Origin of the sequence: Pantoea sp. JZ29 (assembly GCF_035190385.1) — a bacterium.
Classification (GTDB): domain Bacteria; phylum Pseudomonadota; class Gammaproteobacteria; order Enterobacterales; family Enterobacteriaceae; genus Pantoea; species Pantoea stewartii.
The window spans coordinates 2,409,837-2,434,558 of record NZ_CP045241.1 but is presented as its reverse complement, the minus strand read 5'-3'; the positions used below and the strand labels follow the sequence as shown (position 1 = coordinate 2,434,558).

The following is a 24,722-nucleotide window of genomic DNA, read 5'->3' as shown; positions in this document are numbered from 1 at the left end:
CATTTAATCCTTTTGATGACCGTAAACGCGCGGCTGCGTGTAATAGTCAATCAGCGGTACGCATATATTAGCCAGCAGAACGGCGAAAGCAACGCCGTCCGGATAACCGCCAAAACTCCGAATGAGCCATACCAGCAGACCAATAAGGGCACCATAAATCAGACGGCCACGGTCAGTGGTGGAGGCGGTAACCGGATCGGTGGCGATAAAAAATGCGCCCAGCATCGTCGCCCCGGAAAACAGATGAATTAGCGGACTGTTCAGCGAGGCGGGAGCCAGTAACCAACCAAGCGTGGCGCAGACGGCCAGCGACAGCAACATCGCGGCCGGAATATGCCAGCGAATGGTGTTTTTCCACAGCAGGAATACCCCGCCAAGCAGGTAACCCACGTTGACCCATTGCCAGCCCAGACCGGCCAGAACGCCGCTGTAAATGGGCTGGGCTAACAGTTGCTCTGCACTGTGGCCTGCGCGCAAGCCGGTTTTAAAGGTATCCAGCGGTGTAGCCTGGCTGACACCGTCTACGCCCAACTGCAGTTGCTGTAACGTATCGCCCGCCAGGGTATGACCCGTAAAGATCATGCTCAGCGAGTCCAGCACGCCGGGTTTAATCACCTGTAAGGCTTCTGGCGGCATCCAGCTGGTCATCTGAACCGGAAATGAGATCAGAAGAACGACATAGCCGACCATGGCCGGGTTGAAGGGGTTTTGTCCCAGGCCACCGTACAACTGTTTGGCAATAACAATCGCAAATACCGTACCGACCACCACTAACCACCAGGGGGCCAGAGACGGGATGCTGATCCCCAGCAGAATTGCCGTCAGCAGGGCGGAGTTGTCGGCCAGCTGAGGGGCGACCGGTGTGTTACGCAGGCGCAGGATAGCCGCTTCTGTCAGCAACGCTGTCAGCGAGGCCAACACAACCTGCAATAAGGTTCCCACGCCAAAAAAGTAGCACTGCGCGGCAAAACCAGGCAGCGCCGCCAGGATAACCAGCATCATGATGTTGCCGGTACTGCGGCGGTTATGAGTATAAGGTGAACTTGCGATACGGAACGCCATTTAATCCTCAGGTGTCAATGTCGATTGCGCTTTACGCGCTTTGGCACGGGCGACAGCCGCCGCAATCGCGGCTTTACGCGCATCGGCGGGGTGATCGAGTTCAGGTGCCTCTTCGGCTTCGGCATTGGCATGATTAGCCTGCTCCTGCGCCCTCTCTGCCTGCTCAACGTCCCTGTGCGCTTCGGCCGCCGCGACAGCCGCCTCACGGGACGCGTCTTCTGCCTGCGCCTGTGCGGCAGCGCGCTTTTTCGCTTTGGCACGTTCAATGGCGGCGGCCACCGCAGCTTTACGTGGATCTTCAGATGCGGTGTCGGCAGCCTCAGCGTCAGCCGCCGCCTGGGCGGCTTTCTTCGCTTTGGCTCGTTCGACGGCAGCGGCCACCGCGGCCTTACGCGGGTCTTCGGGTGCGGTGTCGGTAGCCTCAGCCGCCGCCTGGGCGGCTTTCTTCGCTTTGGCACGTTCAATGGCGGCGGCTACCGCAGCTTTACGTGGATCTTCAGATGCGGTGTCGGCAGCCTCAGCGTCAGCCGCCGCCTGAGCGGCTTTCTTCGCTTTGGCTCGTTCGACGGCAGCGGCTACCGCGGCTTTGCGCGGATCGTCGGATGCGGTGTCGGCAGCCTCAGCGTCAGCCGCCGTCTGGGCGGCTTTCTTCGCTTTGGCACGTTCGACGGCAGCGGTCACCGCGGCTTTACGCGGATCGTCGGATGCGGTGTCGGCCGTCTCAGCGTCAGCCGCCGCCTGGGCGGCTTTCTTCGCTTTGGCACGTTCGATGGCGGCGGTCATCGCGGCTTTGCGTGGATCCGCCACCGCCGTTTCAGTCGTGTCCGCACTGTCAGGCGTCATCGGTTTCTTCGCTCTGGCACGCGCAATTGCCGCTTCAACCGCAGCCTTGCGTGGATCGGTCGTCTGACGACTCAGCGCCTGGGTTTCCGCCTGTGCCTCAGCCTGCCGTAACCGGGCCTGCGCATGACGTGCTTCGGCAGCGGCATCTTCATTCTCTGCAGATTGTTTCGCTCTGGCGCGGGCTTTTGCCGCAGCCAGTTCTCCGCTTTCGCTGCGGGCTACGCGCTGTTTGGCTTCAGCATGACGTGCTTCACGCGCCTGCTTTTCCCGCTCCAGTCGTGCCTGGCGTGCCTCAAAACGCGCTTTCGCTTCCAGCGTGCGTTTGGCTTCCAGGTCGATGGCGCGCAGCTCAGCTTTTTCCTGGCGATAGTACTGCACCAGCGGAATGTTACTCGGGCAGACGTAGGCGCACGCACCACATTCAATGCAGTCATCAATGTGATGGGCACGGGCTTTATCGTGATCGCCCCCCTGGCTATACCAGTACAGCTGCTGTGGCAGCAGGTTGGCCGGGCAGGCGTCAGCACAGGCAGAGCAACGAATGCAGGACTGTTCCTGTTGCGTGTTGCCCATCTCAGTGCCGGACGGGGCCAGAATACAGTTGGTGATCTTCACGACCGGCACATCCAGCGACGGCAGGGTAAAGCCCATCAGCGGGCCGCCCATAATGACCATTTGTCCTGGTGAAGGGTGAAAACCGACCTGGTGCAACAGGTGGCTGATTGGCGTTCCTAAGCGGCTCCACACGTTCCGGGGTTGCGCGATGGCTTCACCGGTGAGTGTCACCACGCGCTCGGTGATCGGTTCGCCATTGATAATGGCGCGCTTCACGGCCCATGCCGTACCGACGTTTTGCATCAGCACGCCAATATCCGTAGAGCGACCACCATGCGGCACTTCCATGCCGGTAAGTATTTTGGTCAGCTGCTTAGCGCCGCCGGACGGATATTTCGTCGGGATAACGCGGATCTGTAAATCCCGCTCACCACCCAACGCCTGCTTCAGGGCGGCGATAGCCTCGGGTTTGTTATCTTCGATACCAATCAGCACGCGCTCCGCCTGAAGCACCCAGGCCAGAATGCGGCATCCTTCCAGCACCTCGGCGGCGTAGTCCTGCATCAGACGATCGTCAGCGGTGATGTAAGGTTCGCACTCAGCCGCGTTAATGATCAGCGTGTTGACGCCCTGCAGGCCGCCTTTCAGTTTGGTGGCCGTCGGGAAGCCCGCGCCGCCCAGACCGGCGATGCCGGCATCATGTATGCGTTTAAGAATGGCGCTGCGTTCATGCTGACGGTAGTCCGGAAGCGGGGAGAGCGGCATCCAGCGATCGTCACCGTCAGGCGTCAGAAAAATACACAGCTCTGACAGGCCAGACGGGTGCGCTGTCATGTGCTGAGCGATAGCGTCAATGACGCCCGAGGTGGGCGCATGTACAGGCAGCATTCTGCCCTGTCCAAACGTAAGCGGCTGGCCGCGCAGCACCTTATCGCCAGGGGAAACGCAAATTTCGCCTTCGTGGCCAATATGTTGCTTCAGGGGAATGATAAACCGGTGCGGCAGCGGCAATTCAGCGAGCGGCGTGCCGTTGGACTGGGTTTTCATCTCAGGCGGATGAATCCCGCCCTGAAAATCCCAGATCTTCTCTTTTTTAAAGAAATTAAGCAGATTAAGCATGACTCTCTACCGGGATCACCCGAACAGGAATGGTATTCAGATCCCACTTCCAGTTGGCCGTGGTGGTGGCAACCGGACGCATTTCAATGCAGTCGGTAGGACAGGGGGCAACACACAGATCGCAGCCGGTGCAGACATCGCTCAGCACGGTATGCATGGCGCGCGTGGCACCGACGATGGCGTCAACCGGGCAGGCCTGAATGCACTTTGTGCAGCCAATACAGTTTTCTTCGTCAATCCACGCGACGGTACGCACGGGCGCTTTGGCCTCGTCATCGCCATCGATCGGTTGTGGCTCAACATTGAGCAGGGCGGCCAGCTTAAGCATGGTCTGCTCACCACCGGGCGCGCATTTGTTAATGGCTTCGCCATTGTTGCCCACGGCGTCAGCATAGGGACGACAGCCGGGGTAACCACACTGACCGCACTGGCTCTGCGGCAACACGGCGTCAATCTGCTCAACAATGGGATCTTCTTCGACTTCAAAGCGGCGTGACGCGTAACCCAGCAGGGCACCAAAGACCAGGCTCAGGGCGCTCAGTACCGCCACCGCTATCCAAATTGCACTCATCAGAATTTCACCAGACCTGTAAAGCCCATAAAGGCCAGTGCCATCAGCCCCGCGGTGATCAACGCAATAGAATTCCCTTTGAAGGGGGCCGGGACATTCGCCAGCACCAGACGCTCACGCATCCCGGCAAATAACACCATCACCAGCGAGAAGCCCAGCGAGGCGCTGAATCCATACAGCGCCGCCTGAAGAAAGGTGTGATTGAGGTTAACGCTCAACAGGGGGACGCCCAGTACCGCACAGTTTGTCGTGATCAACGGCAGGAAAATACCCAGCAGGCGATACAGCGATGGGCTGGTTTTGCGCACCACCATTTCGGTGAACTGAACGACAACCGCGATCACCAGGATATAAGCCATGGTCCGCAGATACACTAAGTCCAGCGGAACCAGAATGAGGTGATTCACCAGCCACGCGCAAATGGAGGCCAGCGTAATCACAAACGTGGTGGCGAGGCCCATGCCAATGGCCGTTTCCAGCTTTTTGGAAACGCCCATAAACGGGCAAAGGCCGAGAAACTTCACCAACACGAAGTTGTTCACCAGCACTGTGCCAACAAAAAGGAGAAGATAATCGGTCATTTTTTCGCCTGAATACCAGAAAGCGGCTTATTATCATTGATAAAGCGCTGCATCACAACTCCATCGCATTATTGCCAGCCGCCAACCGCACTCAGAATTAAACTCTTGACGAAAACAGCAGCGTTATCGCTGAGTAAATGTCGCTTTTACCCGCGCGGAACGTTTGAAATAGGGAACAAAAACGGCGGCGGCGGCCAGTGAGAGTAGCAAAGTCTGCAACGCGCGTGCATCAGACACCGGCGTAAAGGCAAAGGTTTTCAGCGCCAGCAAAACGGTGATCAGCAACCACACGATATAGTGACGCGGCAGACGGTGCGAACGTTTAAAGAACATCCACACAACCCACATGCTGTAAGCCCACAATGCGGTGGCGGTCAATAATGAAATGGCCCAATAGCCCGTCACCAGCGAACGGTGGTTAAACAAGGTTTCGCGCCATTGCGCATCAAACAGTGGCGTCAGATACATGGCCATCACCAGCGCGGTGGTCAGCAGCGTCATCAGCAACCATGCCAGTGGCAGTAAAAGCCAGCCGCCAATACGTGGGGCTGTCATCGGGGTCGTCATTGCGGTTCATCCTGTTTCAACGTCGTCAGCGGGTCAGAATAGCATGTTAAGACAGACGCAAACCAACAGTGAAAACAGGAGGGCGGGAACAGGGGAGATGCGCGGGATTACACCACGTAGCGCCAGACTGACTTTGGTACGCAGCCCAGGTCGAACAAGCGGCCACCCGATGCGAGTTCAGCACGACGATGGTCGGCTGCCCGGTACATATTGATAATGTCTTTGTCGTCCGACAGCGAATAATTCAGATGGTCATACAGTTTTTCAAGACTTTCAAGGTTATTCACTTTGCGAAATTTTAACAGGTAATCGTGCGCAGTCATTTTTGTCATAACGAATCAATAAGAAAGAAGGCCAAGTATAGGGAGCCGCTTAACGCTGTCCAGTTCCGCGGATGAAAAAAAGCAAAAATCAGACAAACGTGGGGCATAGCTCGCTAAAGGTGAATTTTATCAGGTTTTGAATAGTCGCCATAATCCTGTCGCTGTAAAGCGGTGCATCCAGACCCAACCTAAAAGAATCATTTCTGAGTCACAAGTCACTTTTTATCTGCTTTTATGTACGAATCGATTGTGTATAACTGCGATTCAGGGCCGGATAACAAAATAACCAGGATAAACCTCAGGCCAGTGCGGTCAGCGGAATCGTTTCATGCCGGAGACAGGGGATTTCTGTGTGTGCTGGAAATCACAAAACAGACTTTTCCCGGGGCTGAAAACGGGATGGCTCATTCTGTACGCCTGGCTGTAATCGTTTTCAGCAGTGTCACACTTAAGCGATTCTGTTTATTACATTTATTTAACGTAAGTTGAAAAAAGACACAGGCGTTTTGTCCATAAGCCCGCGCTGAGAGCATTCCGTTAATCAACGTAACCCCTTTAAATCGCTCAGTTTTGTGAGGCGTGTCGCCCTAATCTGCCCTTTTTTACGTCAGGCTACACAGGCACTTTACCCTGTACAGCAAACGCCCTTCAGAGGAAGAAAAACTATGTGGAAACGTTTACTCCTGACGACAATGGTCAGCGCCGCATTAAGTGGCTCAGTGTTAGCGGCGGAAATGACAGTGGGATTCTCACAGGTAGGCTCAGAATCCGGCTGGCGTTCGGCTGAAACCAATGTCGCAAAAAGCGAAGCCAAAAAACGCGGCATTAATTTAAAGATCGCCGATGGTCAACAGAAACAAGAGAATCAGATTAAAGCCGTGCGCTCCTTTATCGCGCAGGGCGTGGACGCCATCTTTATTGCGCCTGTTGTGCAGACGGGCTGGGAGCCGGTATTAGAAGAAGCCAAGGATGCCAAAATCCCGGTATACCTGCTGGACCGCGCCATCGTCGTAAAAGATAACTCGCTGTATCAGGCCGTTGTCACCGCCGATAACGTTCTGGAAGGCAAGCTGATTGGTGACTGGCTGGTAAAAACCGTCGGCGATAAAAAATGTAATGTCGTAGAGCTGCAAGGCACGGTCGGCGCGAGCGTCGCCATCGATCGTAAAAAAGGCTTTGCTGAAGCGATCAGTGGCCACCCGAATATTAAAGTGATTCGCTCTCAGTCTGGCGACTTTACCCGCAGTAAAGGGAAAGAAGTCATGGAAAGTTTCATCAAGGCCGAGAACAACGGCAAAAATATCTGCATGGTTTATGCCCATAACGACGATATGGCCATCGGGGCCATTCAGGCGATCAAAGAAGCCGGTCTGAAACCGGGCAAAGATATTCTGACCGGATCGATCGATGGTGTGCCGGACATCTACAAAGCGATGCTGGCCGGGGAAGCCAACGCTAACGTCGAGCTGACGCCAGATATGGCCGGCCCGGCCTTTGACGCGCTGGAAAAATTCAAAAAAGACGGCACCCTGCCACCCAAAATTATCAGAACCGAATCAAAACTCTTTTTACCTGCTGACGCGCAGGCCGAGTTAGACAAGAAAAAGAACATGGGTTACTAAGCCGCAGGCCGCCCTTCGGGGCGGTCTTCTTTGATGTAGGGCGGAGTTGACAGCATGACGACACACAATGAATCACCTCTTTTAGCCATCAACGGCGTCAGTAAAGGTTTTCCCGGCGTGAAAGCGCTGGACGATGTCTCTTTCAGCCTGCGCAAAGGCGAAATCATGGCGCTGTTAGGTGAGAACGGCGCAGGCAAATCAACCCTGATCAAAGTGCTGACCGGCGTGTACACCCGCGACAGCGGCACGATTACGTTAAACGGTCAGGCCATTTCGCCGCGCAGTACTGCTGAAGCACAGAAAATCGGTATCGGCACGGTCTACCAGGAAGTGAATATGCTGCCGAATATGTCGGTGGCCGATAATCTGTACATTGGGCGCGAGCCGCGTCGGTTCGGCATGATTGATCGTAAGCGCATGGTGCGCGAGGCGGATGCCCTGATGCGCAAATACGGTTTTGCACTGGATGTCACGCGGCCGCTTGGTCATTACTCCGTCGCGATGCAGCAGATTATTGCGATCTGCCGGGCGGTGGATCTCTCCGCCCAGGTATTAATCCTCGATGAACCCACCGCCAGTCTGGATGCCAGCGAAGTGGAAATGCTGTTCACCCTGATGACAGAGTTAAAACATCGCGGGATGAGCCTGATCTTCGTCACCCATTTTCTGGACCAGGTTTACCGCATTACCGATCGCATTACCGTTCTGCGCAACGGCAAGTTTATTGCCACGCACGACACCGCTACGCTGCCGCAAATTGATCTGGTCAAACTGATGATTGGCCGGGAACTGATGGCGACCGCGCTGCAGCGTCAGGGCAATACGCTGAAGAGCAACCAGCCGGTCGTGTCATTCGAAGATTATGGTAAGAAGGGCACGATCGAACCCTTCACGCTTCAGGTCCGGCCGGGTGAAGTGGTCGGGCTGGCAGGCTTGCTGGGCTCGGGGCGGACCGAAACCGCAGAGGTGCTGTTTGGCATTCGCCGCGCCGATCGCGGCACGGCAAAAATCAAGGGCAGAGTTGAACCGATCCGAACGCCCGCGCAGGCTTCCCGTCTGGGGATGGGCTTTTGTCCGGAAGACCGAAAAACCGACGGAATTATCGGGGCGGCTTCTGTCCGCGAGAACATCATTCTGGCGTTACAGGCGCAGCGCGGCTGGCTGCGCCCGATCAAGAAACGCGAGCAGCAGGCGATTGCCGAGCGTTTTATTAAAAGCCTGGGCATTCGCACACCGCACGCGGAGCAGCCCGTCGAGCTGTTGTCGGGCGGAAACCAGCAAAAGGTGCTGTTGTCTCGCTGGCTGGTGACAAAACCGCAGTTCCTGATTCTGGATGAACCCACGCGCGGCATTGACGTGGGCGCACATGCCGAAATTATCCGCTTAATTGAATCGTTATGTGCCGATGGGCTGGCGCTACTGGTCATTTCCTCGGAACTGGAAGAACTGGTGGGCTATGCCGATCGCGTCATCATTATGCGCGATCTGAAACAGGTAGCAGAAATCCCCCTCGAGGCGCTTTCTGTGGCGGCAATCGTTAACGCCATTGCTGATGGAGGTACGCAGCATGCTTGAATCACCGGTTACCCCGACCCGGGCGACACGTCGCACGTTCAGGCTGCCGCCAGGCATGCCGCAACTTATCGCGCTGTTGCTGGTGCTGTTGGTCGACAGCCTGGTCGCCACGAATTTCTTCGCCATCCATTTACAGGATGGCCGGCTGTTTGGCAGCCCGATTGATATCCTCAACCGGGCTGCGCCGGTAGCCTTACTGGCCGTCGGCATGACCTTAGTGATTGCCACAGGCGGGATCGATTTATCGGTCGGCGCCGTTATGGCGATTGCCGGCGCGACGGCGGCCACGCTGACCGTGGCGGGCCACAGCGTGCCGTTTATTATCCTGGTCACGGTGGCCAGCGGGCTGGCCTGCGGGCTGTGGAACGGCATTCTGGTTGCGTTGTTACGTATACAGCCATTTGTGGCGACCCTGATTTTGATGGTGGCCGGGCGCGGCATCGCCCAGTTAATTACGCAGGGACAGATCGTGACGTTTAACAACGACAGCCTGGGCTGGTTCGGCAACGGCGCGCTCTGGCTGTTGCCGGTGCCGGTCTGGATCACGATTGCGGTCGCGCTGCTGATCTGGCTGCTGGTGCGTAAAACGGCCCTTGGGTTGTTTATCGAAGCCGTCGGGATCAACCTGCGCGCTGCGCGTAATGCGGGCGTGAATGGCTGGCTGGTTGTGATGTCCACCTATGCCATCAGCGGAATCTGCGCAGCGGTGGCGGGGCTGATTGTGGCGGCCGATATTCGCGGGGCCGATGCGAACAACGCGGGGCTGTGGCTGGAGCTGGACGCCATTCTGGCGGTGGTGATTGGCGGTGCCTCGCTGATGGGCGGGCGATTTAACATTCTGCTGTCGCTGATGGGGGCACTGATTATTCAGGCGATGAATACCGGTATTTTACTGTCGGGCTTTCCGCCGGAACTTAATCAGGTGGTGAAGGCGGTGGTGGTGATGTGTGTACTGCTGCTGCAATCTCCGCGCTTTATTGCGATGTTTAAACGGAGACGTGCATCATGATTAAACGTCATCTGCCTTTAATGATTACGCTGCTGGTGTTTGTGCTCGGCTATCTGTTTTGCCTGAGCCAGTTTCCCGGTTTTGCCTCGACGCGGGTCATCTGTAATATTCTGACGGATAACGCGTTTCTGGGCATTATCGCGGTGGGCATGACCTTTGTGATTCTGTCGGGCGGCATCGATCTGTCTGTGGGGGCCGTCATCGCGTTTTCTGGCGTCTTCCTGGCCAAAGTCATCGGCGATTATCACCTTAATCCGCTGGTGGCCTTTGCCCTGGTCCTCTGCATGGGGGCGCTGTTTGGTGCGATGATGGGCTGGCTAATCGACGCACTCAAAATCCCTGCGTTTATTATTACGCTGGCGGGCATGTTTTTCCTGCGTGGATGCAGCTATCTGGTCTCCGAAAACTCCATTCCGATTGATCATCCGCTGTACGCCACGCTTTCCGGCCTGGCCTGGAAAGTGCCGGGCGGCGGGCGGCTCAGTTTGCTGGCGTTGATCATGTTGCTGGTGGTTGTAGGCGGGATGATTCTGGCGCACCGCACGCGGTTTGGCAATCAGGTGTACGCCATCGGGGGCAATATGACTTCCGCGCAGCTGATGGGCGTTTCAACCCGCGCCACGACTATCAAAATTTATATGTTGTCGACTACCTTAGCCTCGCTGGCGGGTATTGTGTTTTCCATCTACACCTCTGCGGGTTATGCGCTGGCCGGGCTGGGCGTTGAGCTGGATGCCATCGCCTCTGTCGTCATCGGGGGAACCCTGCTGTCCGGTGGTGTAGGGACCCTTCTCGGCACGTTATTTGGCGTCCTGATTCAGGGGCTGATTCAGACCTGGATTAACTTCGACGGCACGCTCAGTTCCTGGTGGACCAAAATCGCCATCGGCATCCTGCTGTTTGCCTTTATCGCCCTGCAACGGTTACTCACCGTAATGTGGGACAGGCAGCAGAATGCACCGGTGAAGCGGCTGAGTTGACGTCAGGCAGGTGCATGAGAAAGCGGCGCGGCGGCGCCGCTTTTGTCGGTGTCGGGCAGGGAAGAGGGACGCGACGAACCAGCGGCAACCTTATCGTCATCTCAGGCGCGGGCATCAACGATGAGGGCTCGGGCGCAGGGGGAATAAGCCCGCACGGCCGCCGGGCTCTGTCTTTGAAACCGCCGCGCCGGTACCCGACGCGGTAAGGTTATTAAAAGCTCGTCCAGCCGTCGTCGGCATTGTCCGCCTTCGTGGTAACCGCCTTCGTCTGGCGTGGAGACATGACCGTGGGCGCGACACCGGCCGTCACCACCGTGGTCGCCGGAGAACCCAGGCTGAACACGGAAACGGCCTGTAACAGCATGTCGGCCTGTTCTTTCAGACTGGATGCGGCAGACGCGGATTCTTCCACCAGTGACGCATTCTGCTGTGTGGTGCTGTCCATTTCCGTCACGGCGGTGCCCACTTGCTCAATGCCACGCGCCTGTTCGGCACTGGCAGTGGTAATCTCTTCTACCGTATCTGTCAGTTTGCCCACAGCAGACAGAATGCCTGACATGGTTTCAGACGCGTGAACGACCAGTTCATTTCCCTGGCCTACGCTTTGGGCGTTTGCCGCGATCAGCTGGCGAATTTCACCGGCTGCGGTGGCGCTGCGCTGTGCCAGCGATCGCACTTCACTGGCGACGACCGCAAAGCCTTTGCCGTGCTCGCCTGCACGGGCGGCTTCCACCGCGGCGTTAAGCGCAAGGATATTGGTCTGGAAAGCGATCCCGTCGATAACGGCGGTGATTTCAGCGATACGGCCGGAGCTGTTGCTGATGGATTTCATGGTGCCGGTGATCGCCTCTGTCGCGTCACTGCCTTTATTGGCCACTTCACGCACACTGACCGCCAGTTGCCCCGCCTGACGGGCATTGTCGACGTTATTTTTGACCGTCATACCCAACTGCGTCATCGTTGCGGCGGTCTGTTCCAGCGAGCTGGCCTGTTCTTCGGTACGTTGTGAAAGCTCCGCATTACCCTGAGCAATCTGTGTGCTGGCCGAGGCAACACTCTCCGCGTTTTTCCTGACCAGGCTGACCGTATTGATTAGCGAATCCTGCATTTCGCGGATGGCGGACAACAGTTTGCCCGTTTCATCTTTACCCGTGGTTACGACGACACCACTCAGATCGCCGTGGGACACGCGATAGGCGGCCTCAACCGCTTCTTTCAGTGGATGTGTAATACTGCGGGTGATAATCGCGGCGGATATGGCGGCCAACAGCAGCGCAACAATCCCGGCAATAATGAGTATCATCAGCGCATCGGCGCGATCTTCCCCCGATTTGTCGGCCGCGTATTTCATGCGCGCTTCCTGAAACGTCTGCATCTCTTTCAGCGACGCCATGAAGTCACCCTGCGTCTGGTAACGCGGGCCAAAAAGCAGCTGCGTCGCCTCATCACTTTTTCCCTGCTGAGCCAGCGCGACAACCTCATCGATAAAAGGCAGGAACAGGGCTGAGCGGGCGTTCAGTTGGTCAAAAATCGCTTTGCCCTGAGACGTGCTGACCTGATTGCCCATCTGCGCGATCAGCGTATCCACTTCATGACGTTCCCCACGGTAATCACTTATGGCTTTCTCTCTTTTCGTCACGTCTTTAAGAAGAATGGCATTACGTGCCAGACGGCTCATATCAGAGGTGTAATAGCGCAACGCAGCAGACGAGGAGGATTTGCTGTAGAGCGCGCCCGAGATCTCATCATTGGCGTTGCCGAGTGAGTTAATTTTTATCACGCCGATCAGGACCATAAAAATAACCAGCAGCGCCATAAAGCCGAAGGCGGCCCCAAGCCGTATTCCAATTCTGATGTTGTTCATATGCATTCCATAGTGTCAGGCCCCGGCATGAACGAGCCCGATGGGCGAGCTGATGCGAAGATGTTTTACGTAAAAGTCGGAAGGTGATCGGTATAAAATTTTGTAAGGTTAACTATCGCCAGTCGTTGTATCGGCATTATGCGGCAAAGGCTTTAGGTGAAATATTCACGTTGAGTAACATTTACTCATGTGAATAATTTGTTAAATAAAGCACGGCTGAGTGGTTGTCTTATGGCCTCGTGCGGCGCATCGTCAGAACGAGACCGCTAAAAGCCGTGACAGGCGTAAACTGCCAGGTTCAGAAAGGGCGTAACCCGTCGGGTGAGGAAAAAACGTATCTGTGTCGATATGGCCGCCAGACAGCAGCGGTAGCGGGCGCAAAACGGCCGGACAGGGCGCGGACCCACACCGCAACGAAACAGACGGAAAGGCGGTTCAACGGTTGATGTCTCAGGTAACGCCCGTCCCCGTGCACAGGCCCGTTACTTGCCTATTCCCAGCTGCAGTTTCCGTTGGCAATTTCGCTCAACGGTTCTTCCCGCCACGGCCAGGGGTGCCTGAGCACCACGCGGCTGGCGAATTTGGCAATGCCGATTTCGTCGTCCAGCAGCCGCGCCATTAAATCCTGAAACCGGTAAAGGTTGGGGGCGATGATTTTCAACAGATAATCGTAGCCGCCGCTGATGTTGTAGCACTCGACAATCTCCCGATACTGACGGGCACCGGTTTCAAACCGCAGGAAATCAGCAGGGTAATGACTCGCCAGGGTGATCTCGGAGAACACCACCAGATTGCAGCCCAGTTTATTCAGTGAAATCCGGGCGGCATAACCGGCGATAATGCCGCTCTGCTCCAGACGGCGGGTTCGCGCCAGACAGGGACTGGGGCTGAGGTTTATTGCCTCAGCCAGTTCGACAATCGAACAGCGCCCCTCGCGTTGCAGATGCTCAAGTATCCGGATATCGGTGCGGTCAGGGAGCCTGGCATGTGACATAGATGGCGTATTCTCTCAGGTTGAATGGCCCATGCGTGCTGCGGTGGCGTCCGTCAACGCCTGGTCGAGCACGTCGATTATTATTTCCGCCTGTTCGGCCGTCAACACCAGAGGAGGACGAATCTTCAATACGTTATGGCCCATGGCGCAGGCACTCAACAATACGCCTTTTTGCCGCATCCGGTTCACCACCTGACTGGTCAGCCAGCGGTCGGCTGCGCGGCTCTGCCGATCAGAAACCAGTTCCACGCCGACAAACAGGCCCGCCCCCCGGACATCGCCGATGGCTTCGTGCCGGTGGCTCAGGCCGCGAATGCCTTCCAGCAGCCTGTTCCCGGTTTCACGCGCATGCGCAATCAGTCCCTCTCGCTCAATGGTATCCAGCACCGCCAGGGCCGCCGCGCAGGAAACAGTATTACCGGCAAAGGTATTGAAGTAGCGGGAGCGCTGCCCAAACTCCGCCAGCACGTCGGCTGTGGCCAGTAAACCGGCAACAGGCTGACCGTTGCCCATGGGTTTGCCCAGCGTCACGATATCCGGTCTGAGTCCGTGACGTTGAAAACCCCACATGTTTTCGCCCGTGCGGCCAAAGCCGGGCTGGACTTCATCGGCGATAAACAGGCCGCCAGCCTGCCGGATGGCGTTCACCGCGCCGTGCAGGAAGCCGGTCGGGCCGGGCAGGATCCCGTCGCTGGTAAAGAGTGAATCCACGATCAACGCGGCAGGCTGAATGCCGTGACGTTGCAGATCGGCAATGGCCATTTCCACATCCTGGGTAAAACGTTCGCTCAGATCGACACCGTCGGCGTGATAGGCGCGCGGGGCAGGGACCAGCCGAACATGCGGCCCCAGATCGACGCTTTTGCCCAGCGAGGGTGAGAACTGTGAGACGGCGTCCGTAATGCCATGATAAGCGGTTTCGGTCACAATAATTCCGGTGCCACCGGTCCGGATTTTGGCAATACGAAAGGCCAGATCGTTGGCTTCACTGCCCGTGCAGGTCAGCATCAGGTGAGCCAGGTGAGTTTCAGGTACCGTCGCCAGCAGGCGCTCAGCCAGGGTCAGAATCGTGTCATGCAAATAGCGCGTGTTGGTGGCCAGCGTTTTGACCTGATTGCAGATGGCGCCCGTCACCGCCGGATGGCAGTGCCCCAGCGAGGTCACGTTGTTATACACATCCAGATAGCGGCGCCCTTCGGGATCGAACAGCCAGGCACCCTCACCGCGCACGATGTGCAGAGGATGTTCATACATCAGGCGATAGGCCGGGCCCAGCAACGCATCGCGGCGGTCAATCATCGCCGCGGTCACCGGATCAATATCGGCCTGTCCGGGGATATAGGCATTAACCATATTCAGGTCGGTGGTGCTTTTCATGGAAGTCTCCCGTATCAGAGTTCGGCCAGCAGGCGATCACGTGCCGTGTCGCGGGTCAGGTCTGCCAGCATCGACAGCGCCTCCCAGGCGGCAGGATTGTGACGCATGATGTAAGCGCGGTTATGTGGATAGCGGGCCGCGCGCCATTCGGTAATCAGGACTGTAATCAGATGACGCGTCGCCATCAGGTCGGTGACAATAGCCTGTTCCAGATCGGTGAGCGGCAGGGTTTTGTGGTAGGCACCGACGAACTGCGCAGCTCCTGCGAAGGGATCGTCACAGCCGGTCATCTGAAAGGCCGCAGCAGTGGCCACTTCGCCTACCAGCGGTGCATAGATCATGTCGCCAAAGTCAATGATGCCGGTGAGACGATCCTGTGCATCTGGCGCAACCAGCACGTTATACAGGTGATAATCGTTATGGATCACCTGCGCCCGCAGCGAGCCAAGACGCGGCAATACCTGGGTGGTGAAGCGCATCATAAATTTTTCTGCGAGGCGACGCCGTGCCGGATCGATGACTGCCTCCAGTTTGTCCATCAGGCGATGCGCGGCGGAAACATTCCACAGCAGATCGTGGCGGGCGGCCGGATGTGAAAAACCCTGCAACGCCAAATCCAGCCGGCCCAGACAGCACGCCATGGCCCGACGCTGTGCGGGGGTAGGTTGGGTATCCCTGACCTGAGTGCCCTCCAGCCAACTCAGCATACGAACCAGCGTGGTGCTCCCTGCTGGTAACGTGACAACGTCACATTCCTTGCCCGCTGATGTGCGCACGACGCGCGGTGTGGGCAGATCCGGTGCCACCTCGGCGATATGCTCAAGCGCGGCGATCTGGAAATCGACAATCGCCTTCGCTTCGGCGGGATTACTGATTTTCAGGACAAAACGCGTACCGGTCGGGGTTTCAATGCAGCAGTTCTGGTCGCGTTCGCTTGCCAGTGGCTGCACAACGGTATCCGTCATACCGTACCGCTCTGCCACTAACGCCTGTACGGCAGATAACGACAGCGCAGGCGCGGCGGTATTCAGGGCGACAGCCTGATGTGTCTCAGTTTCAGACATGATGTTTCCCTGCCGTTGAAGAGATTACAGGCCCAGCAGGCCGGGAAGCTGGCGGAAGTCGGTCAGGCGGTTCACACCGTAACCGTCAATGGCCGGCTCATGACCGCGATCGATAAACGCCCTGGCCATAAAGCCCAGATCGCACGCTGTCATCAGGTCATAACGAAAACTGGATGAACAGTGCATCATCTGTTCGGGGCCGCAGCCCAGTTGGTCGAACATATACTCAAAAATCCGGGCACGCGGCTTGTAGGCCTGGGCTTCTTCGGCGGTGTACACCGCATGAAAGGGCGCGCCGAGACGGGTAACGCTGTGCGGGATCAGGTCGATCATGGAATTGGATAAAATCACTAACGGAATATGCTGTGCTATCGTCGTCAGCGTCTCAACCACATGCGGATGAGGTTGCCAGCTGGCCACGGCAGCATAAAGCGTCTGCGCATCGCTTTCCCGATAGACGACGCCATGGGCATGACAGGCGCGCTGAAGCGCATTTTCAATCACCTGGTAAAACGGTTTCCAGGCACCCAGCACCTCATCAAGCCGGTAGAAACGAAAATGCGCCAGGAAAGTCGCCATGTGCGCTTCGCTGACCCGATCGGCATAAATGCCCTTTGCCGTCGGGCCCATTTCGAAATTGATTAGCGTGCCATAGCAATCAAAGCTGATAAATTTTGGCCTGAAAATCATTTGCTTAACCTCTTTCATGTGGATGAAAGAAGTATATCGCGCGACACAAACACATAATTTCTTATTACCGCGACAAAGAAGGGGTTTTTGCTCAATTGCGGCCGCTTTACGGCATCGGGCCGGGTGGTGGGGAAGATCCTCACTGACGGGGCAGGCTGAAACGGCGGGACCGGACGTAATGATGCCCAAAAACGTAGTGCGTACGGGCATTGTGTTTTACACTGCGCGCTGCAAAAATTAAGGTGATAAACGATTAAACAGGCGACAATGGCGATGAACGGTACAATTACTACCTGGTTTCAGGATAAAGGCTTTGGTTTTATTAAAGATGAAAACGGCGATAACCGTTATTTTCATGTCATCAAAGTTGCCAATCCTGACCTGATTAAAAAAGATGCCTCGGTCACGTTCGAACCTACGACGAATAATAAAGGGCTGTCAGCGTTTGCGGTGAAAGTCCTGCCGGAGAGTAAATACATTTATATTGCGGGTGAGCGCATCAAACTTACCGCGATTAAATCTTACGTTGTTTTCAGTGAAGACGTTCCGGCGGATGCAGGGATTGATAAAGAAAACACGGTGCTGTCGGTGGGAATACTGATGAATAATATCCGACCCAAATCAGCGCAAAAGACGAAAGCGATGCGCACCCTGAAAAAACTGGCGATCACGACCTTTCAGGGCGCAACCTTAATCTTCACGGAAGATGAGATTGATATTGACGCTACCGTCAAAATGCTCAAAGTCTGATGCCTGATAACGCCGCTGGCCCGCTGGGACGACGGCCTGGCCGACAAGGCGATGCCCACGGAGCGAGGTCATGCGCCGCCAGCAGCCCATCCGGCAGCGCGGTTATGACGATGTACCGCCTGCCACGTGCCGCAGATCCGCACCTGACCTCGCGCTTTCCGCCTGTCTGCCGACGCAAAAAGGCGGGGCGGTAACGCTTCAGGCTCACTTCTACACCCTAATTTCACCGATGCAGAGACGACAATGACAAAACTCACTCTTCAGGAGCAGTTATTAAAAGCGGGACTGGTAACCAGTAAAAAAATGGACAAGGTCCAGAGAACCGCGAAAAAATCACGCGTGCAGGCGCGCGAAGCGCGAGAAGCCGTAGAAGAAAACAAAAAAGCGCAGATCGAGCGGGACAGGCAGCTCAGCGAACAGCATAAACAAGCGGTGCTGGCGAAAGAGTATAAAGCGCAGGTGAAGCAGTTAATTGAAATGAACAGAATCGTCGTAGCAAAAGGTGAGATCGGTTTTAACTTCACGGATAACAACCTGATTAAAAAAATCATGGTCGATAAACCTGTGCAGACCCAACTGATTAACGGTCGCCTGGCCATCGCCCGTCTGATGGCAGAAAACAGCGACGAGCCGCACTACGCGATTATTCCGGCCAGCGTCGCGGATAAGATCGCGCAGCGCGATCCCGGCAGCATTGTCTTAAACAGCGCACTCAGTCAGGACGCGCAGGAAGAGGACGATCCCTATGCCGATTTCAAAGTGCCAGACGATTTGATGTGGTAATCCACGCGACATCAGCCGCTTCAGACCGCCTCCGCCTGGTCGCGGGGCGCAGAATAACCGCATGGCGTTTTACCCCTAAAACGGACTGTCATGACGGGCCTGAATCGCGTCTCCGCTGACAGGATGGGTAAAATGCAGCTCGCTGGCATGCAGCATCAGTCTGGGTGCCCGTGCGCTGTGCGGCGGCAGACCGCCATACCACTCACAGCCTAAAATAGGGTGCCCCAGGTGCTGACAGTGAATACGCAGCTGGTGAGTGCGACCGGTTTCAGGACGTAACTGCACCCGCGTGACCGGCAGAGACGGCCCGTCATCTGGGACATACGTAAAACGCGCCAACACCTGATAGCGCGAGCGCGCTGGTTTGCCGGTGCGTGCGCAAATCGTCATCAACGGAAACTGCTTCGCAATCGGCGCATCCACTCTTCCCTCATCGTGTTCAACGTGGTCGCAAAGTAGCGCGGTGTAAACTTTGCTGACGCTTCGCTGACTGAACTGCGCGCACAGGGCGGCATTGATCGCCTTATTACGGGCAATGACCATCAGCCCGGAGGTGCCGAAATCCAGCCGGTGAACCAGGGTACAACCGGGAAAGCGCGCTGCCAGCCGGAAATGGACCGAGTCCTGATTTTTCGGGTGCCTGCCGGACAGGCTCAGCAGCCCGCTGGGTTTGTTAATCAGCAGCAGGTGCGCGTCCTCATAGAGGATCGCGATCGCCTCATGGCAGGGCGGCGCAATAAAATCGTCGAACAGGGCAGACATCAGGCAGCCTCAAAGGGAAGCGGGCGCGGATAGTAACCCATTTTCCGCCCGTAGGCGAATCACGCCAGGCGCAGGATAAGCCCGCGCACGCTGCGTTAGTTAATGCCGGTCACAGCGGCTAACGGCTGATAGCCAGCGCGGTGATCGCTGGCGTGCTTACCGGCAGGCCGAACGTCATCAGTTCACTGCGGGGATCTGACCAGATCAGCACGGTTGCGGGCACCGGGCCAGTAAGCTCCGGGCGTGACACGCTGTTCACCGCCTTGTTGCAGGCGGGAACAGACATCACGACAGGGCGCGACAGACCAGGCGCATCCTGCCAGATAACCGGGCCCGCGCCACAACAGGCTGCATTATCTTTCCGTCTTTCCCTGGCGCTGGCAGCGACACAGCCGGTTACGGGGCGTCAAAAAAGGTTAATAAAAAATACCTAAAGGTTTTTCATGAATACCCGTTATAGATAAATGCAGTGTGATCATTATAACTGCATAAAAAATAAAGATTTAGGGCGGCTGAATAAAGGGAATGGCATTCATGATGAACAAAATTATCGTTACGGGCACGCTGGCTTTACTCTTTCTGACGGGATGTGCGGAGAATAAAAATACGCATTTGATCAAGGCGGAGAACGGTAGTTCACTAACCGTCAACACGATTTTCGCACCTACCGATATGAATAATAATACCTACGCGGATGTTAAACTGCGCCAGGTCACGCCGGCCCGAGCCGGGAAAGGAATGGGAATAGCGGTACTGAGTGCCGTGCTGGGGGGCGGCATCAGCACGGGTTCATTTGATAAGAATAACTACAAGGGCAGTGATATTGACAGCATGCCGGAACCCACCGCCGCGTATTTCACGCCCAAAGCCGACGTCAAAATCCAGCAATGGCTGAATAAAAATGGCGGGGGTTATGCTTACACACAACCCTTGTTCATTGCTGCCTCAAAATGGTCGCTGGTGTACACCGATATGTCGTCCGGCAACAGTAACTACGATTTAACGTATCGGGTTCTGTTTTATAAACGTCCGGAAGGCGGCACGATCCTGAGCCCCTATGTGGTTGCGGAATGTGAACCCGCGCATGTCACCGCACCGCTGAATGACTGGACGGCCAACCATTACGCCAAAGTCACGCAGGTGACGCAAAAGATGATGGATGCCTGCCTGCTGGAGCTGGATAATCAACTGCCACGCTTACTGAAAAAATAGTGAGCAGTACGGCCTGTTTTAACCGGCAGGCCGTGCAACAAGCGCCTCAGTCTCCGCTGTAAATCCGCCTCCCAACGTCCTTTATCCGCTGCGCCATAAAGATAATGACCACAGCAATTAATTTTCAGGCCGCGCCTGCCGATAATCTAATCACAACTCTGAACGGAGGGCGTTTCGATGTCTGAACTTAAACTGTCTTTATCTGCGGATGATACGCGCACACTGATCATTCGTGCAGGTTTTATGCTGCGTAATTTACGTAACAGCCTACGTGAACTGGGCTACGATCAAACCCTGTCAGAGGTCGCAGGCGGGATCCCGGATGCCCGCGCGCGTCTGGGCTATGTGGTGACCATGACCGAAAATGCGGCCAGTGAGGTACTGGGCTGCGTGGAGCTGACACAGCCTGCGCAGACAACGCTACAGGATACGGCGGAAAGTCTGCTGGCGCGCTGGAACAGCACGGCTATCACACCGGAAAACGAGGGCGCGGCACGGGCGCTGGCGGAAGAAACGCGCACATGGCTTGGCACAGTGCCGCAGTTAACCGGTTTCACCCGTCAGCAACTTCAGGCGGTGATGATGGCTCAGGGTTTCCAGGACCTGACGGGCCAGATTATCCAGCGCATGACGAAAATGCTGAACGAGCTGGAAGTCCACCTGGTTCAGGTGCTGAGGGATAACGTGCCCGCACAGCCTGTGGCCAAAGTGGCCAGTCCACCTGCTGCTGCACAGCCATCAGAGAGCCCGTCAGCCTCGCAGGATGACGTGGACGATTTGCTCGCCAGCCTGGGACTCTAAGGCTGGACTCGCTCTCTTTAAGACCCATCTCTTCCGGCATACTAAAGGGTTGCCTGCGCCATTCGTCAGGCAGGGGGGCGACCTCTCAGCGATACCGCCCACCGGTGCCTTTTTCGCAACACCGACGGCACAGCGGGACAGATTTCTTCTCCCGTTTTGCCAGCCGCACCGCGCATCCTGGCGCGGTACTGTCAACGGCGGCAGTCGCGTATGCCTGCCTGGCCGTCGGCTGTCAGGGCTTGCGCTGACATAAACATCCCCACACAGAACGGCGATCCGCTGCTTCGCGAAAGAATAAAAATGCTATAAATAACAGTAAATTGCATTCGGCTGTCTCAGGCCGTATGCATGCTGGCAGGGCTTTTTTACCGACAGGTCAGTCAATTGTTAAAAAATTTCATAAACTAATGTGCGCAATGACTTCATTCGTAGATAACCGGGAACACAACGGTTACTGATTTTAGTGACTTATCCGACAACTCAGGTTGCTGACGGACTATAAGGGGAAATGATGCCATTACTTATTGGGGAGTTATCGGGTGCGCCAACATGGATACCTGCTGTATTGCTCGTCACGCTTTCATTTATCGTGGGCTTTCTGGCCCGGTTTATTTTTCTCAGGTTCATCCGCTTCTGGCAGAACCGGGACCGAAAACTGTTCAAATCACTGGAAAAGCACCTGCGCGGTTCGCTGTTTCTGTTTATCCCCTTGGTGTTGATCAATATCGGCATTAACTACATCGATCTGCGTCCTGAAACCGTGGCGTTTATCACCTCCACCGCCAATATCTTTATCATTTTATCGATTTGTTCCATTTTGATTCGGTTGACCAATGTGGCGCAGGATATGCTTTTCATTCGCTACGATATCAATCTGTCGAACAATCTGCGTGCCCGCAAGATTCGCACGCAGTTAATATATGTGAAAAAAGTGGCCATCGTGATCCTGGTCTCGCTGAGTCTGTCGATGATCTTGCTCAGCTTTCCCGGCGTGCGTAAATTCGGCACGACCATCCTGGCCGGTGCGGGCGTCGCAGGCATCATCATCGGTTTTGCGCTGCAAAAGTCGCTGGTTAACCTGTTTGCCGGTATTCAGATTGCCTTTACCCAGCCGATCAAAATTGATGACGCTGTTGTGGTGGAAAAAGAGTGGGGCTGGATAGAGGAGATCAATCTGACGTATGTGGTCGTGCGTATCTGGGATCTCCGTCGGCTGGTGCTGCCGATTACCTATTTCACGGAAAACGCCTTCCAGAACTGGACGCGCAACAACGCGCAAATCCTGGGCTCGGTGTTTCTGTATGTGGATTACTCCCTGCCGCTTGAGCCGCTGCGCCAGCATTTCGAGAAAGTGCTCAGTGAAACCAAACTCTGGGATCAGCAAACCCAGGTGCTTCAGGTCACCGACACCTCCGAAAAAACCATGACAATCAGGTTATTAATGACCGCACAAAATTCGCCCACCGCCTGGGATTTGCGCTGCTATGTGCGGGAAAAAATGATCGAATTTATTCAGCAGAACTACCCGCAGAGCCTGCCGCATGTCAGGGCAACGCTGACCGGTACGGACTCGCGCTGACGCCAGGGGTTCTCACGTCTGTATTGAGGCAGGAGGCTAGCTCACCCGTGTGGGGCAAACGGGCGTGAGGCAAGGAAAGTGTGGCGTTCAGCCACAGGCGGGCGCGACGTCTGGACTGCATTGACACGCCGGTCTCAGGGACGGTCAGAGGCACCGCTGCGTGCGGGGCGGTGGCGTTCCTGGCGCACAGCGTGATTGAGCAAGATAACTGCCGCTGTCGACAGTCCGCCAGGGACAGGCTTTGTCGTGACGACGCCCACCTGTTCCTGGCGGTTTGTGCCGAATTTATTGCTCTCTGGCGGCGGTTGCCGCCTTTTTTACACCTGGAATGCCGCGACCATGCCGCGCAGCGCATGCGCCTGTTCTGACAGTGAGCGTGACGCCGAAGACGATTCTTCAACCAGGGCGGCATTGTTCTGCGTCACGCCATCCATCTGGCTCACCGCGATACTGACCTGCGAAATGCCCTGCATCTGCTCGGAGGAGGCCAGAGAGATATTATCCATGGCGTCAGCCAGTTCGCCGACCATTCCAACGATTTTCAGGATGCTCTGACCGGTTGAGGAGGCAACCGTCACGCCGCTTTCCACCTGTTCAACGGCCTGTTCTATCAGCGTTTTAATGTCACGTGCTGCTGTAGCGCTGCGCTGGGCCAGCGTGCGCACTTCGCCCGCGACCACGGCGAAACCGCGTCCTTCCTCGCCGGCACGGGCCGCCTCAACAGCCGCGTTCAGGGCCAGGATATTGGTCTGAAAGGCAATGCTTTCGATCACGGCGGTAATGTCGCGCACTTTAGTGGCGCTGACCGAAATGTCATGCATGGTGTGCGTCATGCGCTGCACGTCAGATTCGCCCGTGCGGGCAAGCTGTGCGGTTTCACGTGCCGAATCGGCCGTCCGCTGTGCACCGGCCGTATTGCTTTTCACCGTGGCCGTCAGCTGCTCCATGCTGGCGGCCGTCTCCTGCAAAGCCGCCGCCTGCTGTTCGGTACGTGAGGACAGTTCGGTATTGCCCTGCGCGATTTCATCGGCAGCCAACGCAACGGAGGCCGAAGCCTCTTTAATCTGGGAAACCAGCGCACGGAGCCTGGCTTGCATGACGTCAAGGGAGGCCAGCAGGCTGGTGGTGTCCTTGCGGCGCAGTGACACGGTGGCGGTCAGATCGCCGGCTGCGATGGAGGCGGCCAGCGCCTGCGCCTGCGCCGGTTCACCGCCCAGCTGGCGCATCAGCACGCTGATAGTGACCGCACAGGCACCGACCGCGACAATCACGGAAGCGGTAGCCAGTAGCATCAGAATCAGCGAGGCGCGGGCAGTAGAATGGCTGTTTTGTTGCACAGCAGCCTGGCTGTTTTTCTCCTGAATCTCTGTCATATCGCGCAGAGCATTCAGTAATTTAGTCTGAACAGGGCGCACGTCCTTTAACAGATAGTCCGTGGTTTCTTTATCAAGATTGGCCAGCCCGAGTTTGGTTGCCTGATCCAGGGCGGCAAACGTTGGTACTTCGCTGTCGGTAATTCTTTTGAAAGCCTCGCGGCCCGCCGGCGTAGAATCGGTTGCCAGGATAGCGCCGAGCGCCTGACGGTTAGCAAAAAAGAGCGCTTTCTGTTTCTGAATCCGCGTGACTTCAGGCTGCATCGCCTGGGTGTCGCTGAGCAGCGCGATATTCCTGACGGCAATGCCCATATCTCTGACTTCACCGTACATTGATTGCGCTAACTGATACTTTTTCATCTTGATGTTGACGGTATCGTCCATGCCTTCACGGGCATGATGCAGGGCCTGTTGGGCGATCCCGGTGCACAGGATGAACAAAAGAATAAGCAGGCCAAAACCTGCAATAAGGCGTGTGGATATTTTCATTATTGTCTCATTATGTAGGTTAAATTTGCTGTGTTTGCGTTCGTAGCAAAAAGGACATTACTTTTTACGGCTACGTTTAAATCGTATCAGAAATAGGCAGTTTTGCTTTTTCGTGCGCACATTTTGCCGAACAGGCCTCATCACATTTTCCAATGACGCATGGCCTTGTCACTTCAG

General features: G+C 56.2%; 23 protein-coding genes. 9 read left to right on the top strand and 14 right to left on the bottom strand.

Annotation, left to right across the window (positions count from 1 at the left end):
- Positions 1 to 3: 3 nt before the first annotated feature.
- The 6 genes from rsxD to ydgT form a co-directional block, all read right to left on the bottom strand.
- Positions 4 to 1,062: an electron transport complex subunit RsxD gene (rsxD, locus tag GC090_RS11270; RefSeq protein ID WP_164481876.1), complete on the bottom strand. Its 1,059-nt coding sequence runs from the start codon at positions 1,060 to 1,062 to the stop codon at positions 4 to 6.
- Positions 1,063 to 3,579, bottom strand: a complete 2,517-nt coding sequence (rsxC, locus tag GC090_RS11265; protein ID WP_324019779.1) for an electron transport complex subunit RsxC — start codon at positions 3,577 to 3,579, stop codon at positions 1,063 to 1,065.
- Positions 3,572 to 4,150, bottom strand: a complete 579-nt coding sequence (rsxB, locus tag GC090_RS11260; protein WP_033741239.1) for an electron transport complex subunit RsxB — start codon at positions 4,148 to 4,150, stop codon at positions 3,572 to 3,574. Before rsxB ends, rsxC begins: the two co-directional genes overlap by 8 nt.
- Positions 4,150 to 4,731 (bottom strand): electron transport complex subunit RsxA, encoded by a 582-nt coding sequence (rsxA, locus tag GC090_RS11255; protein ID WP_013025663.1) that lies wholly within the window; start codon positions 4,729 to 4,731, stop codon positions 4,150 to 4,152. The genes rsxB and rsxA overlap by 1 nt, the downstream gene beginning before the upstream one ends.
- A gap of 123 nt (positions 4,732 to 4,854) precedes the next feature.
- Positions 4,855 to 5,298, bottom strand: coding sequence for a DUF2569 domain-containing protein (locus GC090_RS11250; protein WP_033741245.1), 444 nt, complete (start codon positions 5,296 to 5,298; stop codon positions 4,855 to 4,857).
- A gap of 107 nt (positions 5,299 to 5,405) precedes the next feature.
- Positions 5,406 to 5,621: a transcription modulator YdgT gene (gene ydgT / locus GC090_RS11245; protein ID WP_033741248.1), complete on the bottom strand. Its 216-nt coding sequence runs from the start codon at positions 5,619 to 5,621 to the stop codon at positions 5,406 to 5,408.
- A 665-nt stretch (positions 5,622 to 6,286) separates the two neighbouring features.
- Here ydgT and ytfQ point away from each other — a divergent pair.
- The 4 genes from ytfQ to yjfF are packed head-to-tail and all read left to right on the top strand — an operon-like array spanning position 6,287 to position 10,807.
- Complete coding sequence (ytfQ, locus tag GC090_RS11240; RefSeq protein WP_033741249.1) at positions 6,287 to 7,243, top strand: galactofuranose ABC transporter, galactofuranose-binding protein YtfQ; 957 nt, start codon at positions 6,287 to 6,289, stop codon at positions 7,241 to 7,243.
- A 54-nt stretch (positions 7,244 to 7,297) separates the two neighbouring features.
- Entirely contained in the window at positions 7,298 to 8,818 is a 1,521-nt protein-coding gene (locus GC090_RS11235; protein WP_205950115.1) for a sugar ABC transporter ATP-binding protein, read from the top strand.
- Entirely contained in the window at positions 8,811 to 9,827 is a 1,017-nt protein-coding gene (ytfT, locus tag GC090_RS11230) for a galactofuranose ABC transporter, ATP-binding protein YtfT (protein WP_324019775.1), read from the top strand. The genes GC090_RS11235 and ytfT overlap by 8 nt, the downstream gene beginning before the upstream one ends.
- Complete coding sequence (gene yjfF / locus GC090_RS11225; protein WP_033741251.1) at positions 9,824 to 10,807, top strand: galactofuranose ABC transporter, permease protein YjfF; 984 nt, start codon at positions 9,824 to 9,826, stop codon at positions 10,805 to 10,807. Before ytfT ends, yjfF begins: the two co-directional genes overlap by 4 nt.
- Positions 10,808 to 11,018: 211 nt before the next feature.
- Here yjfF and GC090_RS11220 read toward each other — a convergent pair whose 3' ends face one another.
- The 5 genes from GC090_RS11220 to GC090_RS11200 form a co-directional block, all read right to left on the bottom strand.
- The gene (locus GC090_RS11220) at positions 11,019 to 12,671 is read right to left on the bottom strand and encodes a methyl-accepting chemotaxis protein (RefSeq protein ID WP_324019774.1); all 1,653 of its coding nucleotides are present in this window, start codon (positions 12,669 to 12,671) and stop codon (positions 11,019 to 11,021) included.
- 490 nt (positions 12,672 to 13,161) lie between these two features.
- Positions 13,162 to 13,665, bottom strand: coding sequence for an Lrp/AsnC family transcriptional regulator (locus GC090_RS11215; RefSeq protein ID WP_033741252.1), 504 nt, complete (start codon positions 13,663 to 13,665; stop codon positions 13,162 to 13,164).
- Positions 13,666 to 13,680: 15 nt separating this feature from the next.
- Positions 13,681 to 15,042 (bottom strand): aspartate aminotransferase family protein, encoded by a 1,362-nt coding sequence (locus GC090_RS11210; RefSeq protein WP_324019772.1) that lies wholly within the window; start codon positions 15,040 to 15,042, stop codon positions 13,681 to 13,683.
- Positions 15,043 to 15,056: 14 nt separating this feature from the next.
- Positions 15,057 to 16,106, bottom strand: coding sequence for a phosphotransferase (locus GC090_RS11205; protein WP_324019771.1), 1,050 nt, complete (start codon positions 16,104 to 16,106; stop codon positions 15,057 to 15,059).
- Positions 16,107 to 16,130: 24 nt separating this feature from the next.
- Positions 16,131 to 16,796 (bottom strand): haloacid dehalogenase type II, encoded by a 666-nt coding sequence (locus GC090_RS11200; protein ID WP_054633862.1) that lies wholly within the window; start codon positions 16,794 to 16,796, stop codon positions 16,131 to 16,133.
- Between the two features lie 267 nt (positions 16,797 to 17,063).
- On the opposite strand from GC090_RS11200, the gene GC090_RS11195 reads away from it, so the two are divergent.
- Both GC090_RS11195 and GC090_RS11190 read left to right on the top strand, forming a co-directional pair.
- Positions 17,064 to 17,546 (top strand): cold-shock protein, encoded by a 483-nt coding sequence (locus GC090_RS11195; RefSeq protein ID WP_033741260.1) that lies wholly within the window; start codon positions 17,064 to 17,066, stop codon positions 17,544 to 17,546.
- A gap of 243 nt (positions 17,547 to 17,789) precedes the next feature.
- Positions 17,790 to 18,329 carry a DUF2058 domain-containing protein gene (locus GC090_RS11190; RefSeq protein ID WP_033741262.1) on the top strand — a complete coding sequence of 180 codons (540 nt, stop codon included), beginning with the start codon at positions 17,790 to 17,792 and terminating at the stop codon, positions 18,327 to 18,329.
- Positions 18,330 to 18,404: 75 nt separating this feature from the next.
- Here the strand turns inward: GC090_RS11190 and GC090_RS11185 are convergent, their stop codons facing one another.
- A complete protein-coding gene (locus GC090_RS11185; protein ID WP_324019769.1) occupies positions 18,405 to 19,091 on the bottom strand; it encodes an RluA family pseudouridine synthase in 687 nt (228 codons plus the stop codon).
- A 118-nt stretch (positions 19,092 to 19,209) separates the two neighbouring features.
- Entirely contained in the window at positions 19,210 to 19,341 is a 132-nt protein-coding gene (locus GC090_RS11180) for a hypothetical protein (protein ID WP_269751026.1), read from the bottom strand.
- A 287-nt stretch (positions 19,342 to 19,628) separates the two neighbouring features.
- On the opposite strand from GC090_RS11180, the gene GC090_RS11175 reads away from it, so the two are divergent.
- From GC090_RS11175 to GC090_RS11165, 3 genes are all read left to right on the top strand, one after another.
- On the top strand, positions 19,629 to 20,303 hold the full coding sequence (locus GC090_RS11175; RefSeq protein ID WP_324021577.1) for a hypothetical protein: 675 nt from the start codon (positions 19,629 to 19,631) through the stop codon (positions 20,301 to 20,303).
- Between the two features lie 177 nt (positions 20,304 to 20,480).
- Positions 20,481 to 21,104, top strand: a complete 624-nt coding sequence (locus GC090_RS11170) for a protein phosphatase CheZ (RefSeq protein WP_033741267.1) — start codon at positions 20,481 to 20,483, stop codon at positions 21,102 to 21,104.
- Positions 21,105 to 21,615: 511 nt separating this feature from the next.
- A complete protein-coding gene (locus GC090_RS11165) occupies positions 21,616 to 22,683 on the top strand; it encodes a mechanosensitive ion channel family protein (protein ID WP_172912632.1) in 1,068 nt (355 codons plus the stop codon).
- Positions 22,684 to 23,000: 317 nt separating this feature from the next.
- Here GC090_RS11165 and GC090_RS11160 read toward each other — a convergent pair whose 3' ends face one another.
- Positions 23,001 to 24,545, bottom strand: coding sequence for a methyl-accepting chemotaxis protein (locus GC090_RS11160; RefSeq protein ID WP_324019768.1), 1,545 nt, complete (start codon positions 24,543 to 24,545; stop codon positions 23,001 to 23,003).
- Positions 24,546 to 24,722: the final 177 nt, after the last annotated feature.